Genomic DNA, 6,437 nt, shown 5'->3' on the forward strand with positions numbered 1-6,437 from the left:
GTCAGGGTCGGGGGCATGGTCGGTAGCGCGGTCGGGGGCGCTTGTCGGTGGTGTTGCGGCCGACGTGCGGACGGCGGCCCGGGAAGATTAGGTGAACCTTACTAAGGTCGCCCTAATTCGTCTACTTTGATGTAGACATCCGAGGCGCGGGATTTCGGAGGCCGGGTCAACTGCCCTGGTGGGGCGAGGTGTTGGGTGCGGGTCTTCGGTCAGGAGCGGGAGCATCGGTCGGTCTGCATATGCAGTCGATCGACATATACAGAGAGATGGCCTATGTTGATCCGCAGGGCGGACCGCCGGCTCCGAAGAACGGACGAGCCGTGGGGGTGGGCGTCCGCCGTCCATGCATGGCCTGGCATACCGCCAGGCCGGCCGCTTCCCGTGGGAGGACCGCAGTGCATCACCGTTCCCGTACACCCGGACCCATGCTGCTCGGCGTCGCGATCGCCGCCGTGCTCGGCCTCGGAGTGGCCGTGCCACCCGCGTTCGCCGGACCGGCCGGGGGACCGTCCGCCGAGGCCGACCCGGTGCCCGGGCTGGTCGCAGGGTCGGACACCGCGGCTCCGCAGCTGGTCACCGGCCTCGCCGAGGCGGCCCCCGGCGACAACCCGGCCGAGGCGGCCCGCGCCCATCTGGCCGCCCATCAGGACCGCTACCAGGTCGACCCCGCGCAGCTCGCCGAGGCCGGTGTGGAGCGCGCCGCCGACGGCCGACGCACCGTCAGATTCGAGCAGCGGCACGGCGGTATACCCGTCTTCGGGGCCCGGTACCTGGTCCACCTGGTCGGCGAGGGCACCGGACAGCGGGTCGAGTCGGTCGGCGGCAAGTACTTCACCGGGCTCACCGCCCCGACCGTGCAGACCGTGCCGGAGGAGGCGCTGCGACGGCTCGCGACCGGCGCGGTCCAGGAACCGGCGGCCCGCGCAGGTGCGGCGGCCGAGGACCACGGCCTGGTGGTGCTGCCCGGCGGCGCCGGCCGGCTCGCCCGCCACTTCACCGTGCGCGGGAGCGACCCGGCGATCTGGGCGGCGAAGGCGCAGGAGGTGTTCGTGGACGCCGTGGCCGGGGAGGTCGCGCTCTCCTACGAGGTGCGCGCCCCGTACCCGCTCGGCGCCCCGGCCGCCGCCGCGTCCGCCAACACGGCAGCCGCCGCCCCGGCCCTCGAACCCGCCACCGGCACCGCGCCCGACATCCTCGGCGCCTCCGCCCGGGTGAACATCGGCCGACTCCCGGACGGCACCTACCAGCTCGTCGACCTCACTCGCCCCGCCACCGTCACCACCTACGACGCGGCCGGCCGGGAGGAGATGGACTTCAACCGGACCCTGCCCGCCGACGTCCACCCGGCCGCCTCGGCGACCACCGACTTCCCGGCCGCCACCGGCACCAGCGGCGCCACCGACGCCCACCTCAACGCCGCCGCCGTCTACGACTTCTACCGCGACCGCCTGGGCCGCGACGGGATCGACGGCAAGGCCGGACCGATCACCTCCGTCGTCAATGTCACCAGCTTCGGCCAGCCCATGGACAACGCCTACTGGGACGGTCAGAAGATGATCTACGGGGGCGGCAGCAGCAAGTACCGCCCGTTCTCCGCCGCGCGCGACGTGGCCGGTCACGAGATGACCCACGGCGTCGTCAAGTACACCGCGGAGCTGGTCAACCTCGGCCAGTCCGGCGCCCTCGACGAGGCCCTCGCCGACTACTTCGGCAATGCCATCGAGGTGACCAGCCGAGGCATCGCGATGACCGACCCCAGGGCCGCGCTGCTCGGCGAGGACCTCTGCCGCACCGGCACCCCCGAGGCCTGCGCCGGCCGTCGGCTGGACGACCGCCGCACCACCGTCGCCGACTACATCGGGGCGCCCGCCGGGGTCGACAACGGCGGCGTGCACCTCAACTCCACCATCGTCTCGGGCGCGTTGTGGGACATCCGGCGCACCCTCGACCCGCTTCTCGCCGACCGCCTGGTCTACCGCGCGCTCGCCGAGTACATGACCCCGCTGGACGACTTCGTCGACGCCCGCAACGCGGTGCTCGCCGCGGGCCGCGCGCTCGGCCTCGACCGCGCCCAACTCCGCACTGTGGCCGGAGCCTTCGACGCCCACGGGGTCAAGGACGGCTGGCAGCGCCGGATCGGCGTGGACAGCCGGCCGCTGCTGCGCGAACTCTCCACCGAGAGCGTGGCGCCGGACGTCGCCGCCGGCCGCTGGGTGGCGGCCACCGCGGGCAAGGGCGCCAAGGGCAGCATGGCCGTGTACGCGGGTGCTGTCGCCGGCTCCGCCGAGCCCGCCCGGCTGAGCCCGGAGGACGGCCGCTCGCACGGCTGGCCCGCCACCGACGGCACGACCGCCGCGTGGGTGGCGATGGGACCGGGGGCCGACGGCAGCTGGGGCATGGAGGTGCTGGCCCGGCCGCTCGCCGGCGGCCCGGTGCGCAGCGTCCACCGCGGCGCGAACCAGTACCTCGGCGACGTCCGGGTCTCCGGCGGTGATGTCGCCTTCTTCCTGACGGACAACGCGACCGGCCGCAGCGGTCCCGCGATCTCCCGCGACGGCGCCCCCGTGGTGCCGATCGCGCTGCCGGAGGGCCACCGCGCCTCCGGTCTCGCCCTCCACGACGGCCTGCTCGCCTGGACCGAGACCTGGCAGGTCGGTGAGCGGACGGTGAGCGCGCCGACCGTCTACTCGCTCGCCACCGGCAAGGTCGTCGCCCAGTACGTGGTGGACGACGCGAACGCCACCGCCGGGACCGAGGTCGGCAGCACCCGCCTGGCCGGCGGCCGACTGCTGTGGGTCGAGACGCCCTTCGACCCGACGAAGGGCAGCACGATCCGCTCCGGCGCGCTGGACGGCTCCGGCGTGACCGACCTCCTGCCCGCGGGTCCCCGGCCCGGTGCCGGCTCCGAGCCGCGCCGGATCGCCGGCCTCACCGCCTCCGACCGGGCGGTCACCTTCGCAGAGGCAGGCCGCCGGACGACGGGCGGCACCAAGAACACCGATCTGCCCAAGCTCTGGCAGCTCCCGCTCACCGGTGGCACCCCCGAGCGGGTGTCCTGCAACCGGGGCGGCCAGTACTTCCCGGCGGCCGACCGGGGGACCCGGGTGGTCTGGCTGGACGCCACGGCGGGCCGCACCGACCTGGTCGTGCGCGAGCGCGCGGCCGGCACCTGCTGACCGGAGGCGGCTGCCCCGGGGGCCGAACCAGGGCTTCCGACCCCGAAAGCCCGGACCCCGTCCGCCCCGGTCTCCCGCCCGGTCGCCGCATCCCTGCGGCGGCCGGGCGGGTCCTTTGTCGTCACCGTGCCGCCGGACACCGCCGGCACGGTGGCTCGGCCGTCGCACCCATACCGGCCGCCGCGCTGTCCCGGCTGTCGCACGTCCTGGCCGTCGCACCGTCCCGCCCCGGTGACGACCCGACCTCGCACCGGCCTTGACCCTCTCTCGGCCGAGCCGACATCATGAGCCGTCATGTTCTGACTCCGCCGTCGGGGGAAGTCCGGTCGAATTCCGGCGCTGACCCGCAACGGTAGGCCGCCGACGGCAGTCGGCGGCGAGCCCGAGTACCCGTCGGCGGAGGTGTGTGTCCCCTCCTCCCGTCGTGGTCTGCGGCCAGGGGCTCCCGGAGCCGTCGGGCATCCTGTCCCGCACGGTCGCCGGCGGCCGCCCGTGCGCCCAGGCCCGGAAAGGCCTCCCATGTCAGCCTCCGCGCTCCGCCGCCGCCCGCTCCGCCTGCTCGCGATATCCGCACTGGCCCTGACCGCCACCCTCCCGGCCGCCACCGCCGCCCAGGCTGCCGCCCCGGCCCCGGCCCCGGCCGCCACCGCTCCGGCCTCCTCGCCCTCCTCGGCCTCCGGGGACGCCGCGACCACCTACCGCCCGGACGCCGCCGCGGCCGGCTGGCTGGCCCGTCAGCTCGTCGACGGCGACCACTTCGAGTCGGTCTTCGACGGCACCGCCTACCCCGACCAGGGCCTCACCATCGACGCCGTGCTCGCCTTCGCCGCCGCCGGCAGCGCCGACCAGGCCGCCGCCCGCGCCACCGCCTGGCTCGCCCGGCCCGACATCCTGAGCGGCTACCTGGGCGACGGCACCACCGAGGCCTACGCCGGTGCCACCGCCAAGCTCCTGCTGGCCGCCGAGGTGCGCGGCACCGCCCCGACGGCCTTCGGCGGCGTCGACCTCCCCGCCCGGCTGCGCTCCCTGCTGACGCCGAGCGGCCGTTTCTCCGACCGTTCCCAGTGGGGCGACTACAGCAACGCCTTCGGCCAGTCCCTGGCCCTGATCGCCCTCCAGCGCACCCCCGGCGGGGCGCCGGCCTCCGCCGTCGACTTCCTGGCCGCCGCCCAGTGCGCCGACGGCGGCTTCCCCGTCGTCTTCGGGCAGGCCACCTGCACCGCCGACACCGACGCCACCGCGCTCGCGGCCCAGGCCCTCGCCGCGACCGGCCGCAGCGCCAAGGCCAAGGCGGGCCTGGACTGGCTGACGGCCCACCAGAACACCGACGGCGGTTTCGCCGCGGCCGGTGCCACCGCCTCCAACGCCAACAGCACCGGCCTGGCCACCTCCGCCCTGCTCCCCGGCGGCCGGTTCATCAGCGGCCTCAAGGGCTGGAGCAGCCTGGTGAAGCTCCAGCAGGGCTGCTCGGCCGACCCCGCCGTGCGCGGCGCCGTCGCCTACGACGCGAGCGGCTTCAACCCCGCCAACGCCGCCCGGGCCACCGCTCAGGCCGTCCTCGGCCTCTCCGGCCAGGGCCTTGTCGGCCTCAGCGCCCACGGCGCCCGCCCGGCCGCCCCCACCCTGGTCTGCCCGGCCCCGGCCGCGCGCCCCTGACGGCCGCCCGCCCGTGAGCCCGCACCACCGCCGCCCGCCGCACCCGAGGAGCACGCCCATGACCACCTCCGTCCGCCCCGCCCGCCGTACCCTCGGCGCCTTCGCCGCCGCCGCGGCCCTCACCGCCGGCCTGCTCGGCGTCTCCACCGCGACCGCCCCGCCGGCCCGCGCCGCCGCCTGCACCGGCACCTCCGGCGTCACCGTGGTCGTCGACTTCACCGCCCTCGGTGGCGGCATCGAGACCGGCTGCGCCCCGGGAGACCCGGCCAGCGGCCTCGCCGCGCTGACCGGCGCCGGTTTCTCCTACGCCTTCCACCCGCGCTTCCCGGGCTTCGTCTGCAAGATCAACACCCTGCCGACGACCTGCACCAACCCGACCGGCACCGCCTACTGGTCGTACTGGCACGCCCCGCACGGCGGCCCGTGGTCCTACAGCAACCTCGGTGCCGGCTCCTACAACCCGGCCCCGGGCGAGGTCGAGGGCTGGTCCTTCGGTGCCGGTGCCCAGCCGGGCATCACCGCCCCCTGACCCCGGACCCGCTCGGTGGGTTCTCCGTGCGGACGCTCGGCCGGGGGCGGCCGGGTGTCCGCACGCTGCCCGTCGGCCCGTCGGACGGACCGCGCCCTGGTGGCGGGCGGACCGCGCCTTACTGGCCGGGCGACTTCGGGGCCTCCAACTCCACGTGGTGGACGGCGAAGCCGCCCCGCAGCACCGGGGCGAACGGTGCCGGAGCCATGCAGGTGCCCACCACCGGCTGGTAGGGCTTCTGGTCGGCGTCCATGTCGAGGTTGGCCACACCCCAGGAGAAGCCGAGGCGGGCTCCGTCGCGGCCGCTGCCCTGGTAGATGCTCAGACCGATCCGTTCCTTGTGGCCCTCGGTGTCGATGACGGCGGTCAGGGTGGCGACCGGGCCGCCGGTGCTGAGGCAGTCCACCTCGGCCTCGGCGCTGTACACCTCCCCGGTGGCGCCCACACGGTGCGAGTAGCGGACCGTGCCCACGGCGTCGGTGGGCAGCCCGTTGGGCGCCTTGGTGCCCGGGAGGGGGCGGGAGTACGGCTTCGCCCGGGCGTCGACGGTGAACCAGATCTCGTCGTCCGGGGAGAAGGCGTACCAGATCCGGGCGCTGCCGCTGACGGTCGCCGGCCGCGCGGGCCGGCCGTCCCGGCCTTCGGGCGCGGGGTCGACGGACACCGAGTCGTCGGACACGGAGTGAACCGACCCGGGGGCGACGGACCCGGAGTCGACGGGCCCGGAGCCGCCGGACAGGGCATCGGCAGAGGCCGGCGCGACGCCCGTGAGCGCCGCGAGGGCCAGCCCGGCGGCAGCGGTGGCCCGGGCGGTCCGGACGGCGGCACGGTTGCGGGTACGAATGCGGAACATGGTGGGTCTCCCTCCCCGGCGGCCCGGTCGGCCGCCCTCTCGATGCCCCCAATCCTGGTCGCGGCACCCCCACCCGCACATGTGCCGATCGGCACATTTACCGAGCCCACCCGGGCGCTCCACCCCTGCCGAACGGCAGGGTCGGAGCCTACGGTCCGTCAGCCGGCCGCCACCGGCACGCCGTCCGGGCGGCCGTCCAGCAGCGCGGCGACGTGGTCGGCGC

Annotated in this window: 4 protein-coding genes and 1 riboswitch; of the genes, 3 read left to right on the plus strand and 1 reads right to left on the minus strand. The window is 75.7% G+C overall.

What is annotated here, in order from left to right; all coding sequences use genetic code 11:
• The first annotated feature begins 425 nt into the window (after window positions 1-425).
• The 3 genes from VR45_RS38675 to VR45_RS38685 all read left to right on the plus strand — a co-directional run bounded on the left by VR45_RS38675 (window position 426) and on the right by VR45_RS38685 (window position 5,361).
• A complete protein-coding gene (locus VR45_RS38675; protein ID WP_052709704.1) occupies window positions 426-3,176 on the plus strand; it encodes a M4 family metallopeptidase in 2,751 nt (916 codons plus the stop codon).
• A gap of 273 nt (window positions 3,177-3,449) precedes the next feature.
• Window positions 3,450-3,589: riboswitch (cobalamin riboswitch) on the plus strand.
• A gap of 106 nt (window positions 3,590-3,695) precedes the next feature.
• On the plus strand, window positions 3,696-4,832 hold the full coding sequence (locus VR45_RS38680; protein WP_107084403.1) for a peptidase: 1,137 nt from the start codon (window positions 3,696-3,698) through the stop codon (window positions 4,830-4,832).
• A gap of 58 nt (window positions 4,833-4,890) precedes the next feature.
• Window positions 4,891-5,361, plus strand: a complete 471-nt coding sequence (locus VR45_RS38685; protein ID WP_045944643.1) for a hypothetical protein — start codon at window positions 4,891-4,893, stop codon at window positions 5,359-5,361.
• 118 nt (window positions 5,362-5,479) lie between these two features.
• On the opposite strand, the gene VR45_RS38690 is transcribed toward VR45_RS38685, so the two are convergent.
• Window positions 5,480-6,214: a hypothetical protein gene (locus VR45_RS38690; protein WP_052709705.1), complete on the minus strand. Its 735-nt coding sequence runs from the start codon at window positions 6,212-6,214 to the stop codon at window positions 5,480-5,482.
• Between the last annotated feature and the right edge of the window lie 223 nt (window positions 6,215-6,437).

Source organism: Streptomyces sp. NRRL S-495, from assembly GCF_000966955.1.
Classification (GTDB): domain Bacteria; phylum Actinomycetota; class Actinomycetes; order Streptomycetales; family Streptomycetaceae; genus Kitasatospora; species Kitasatospora purpeofusca.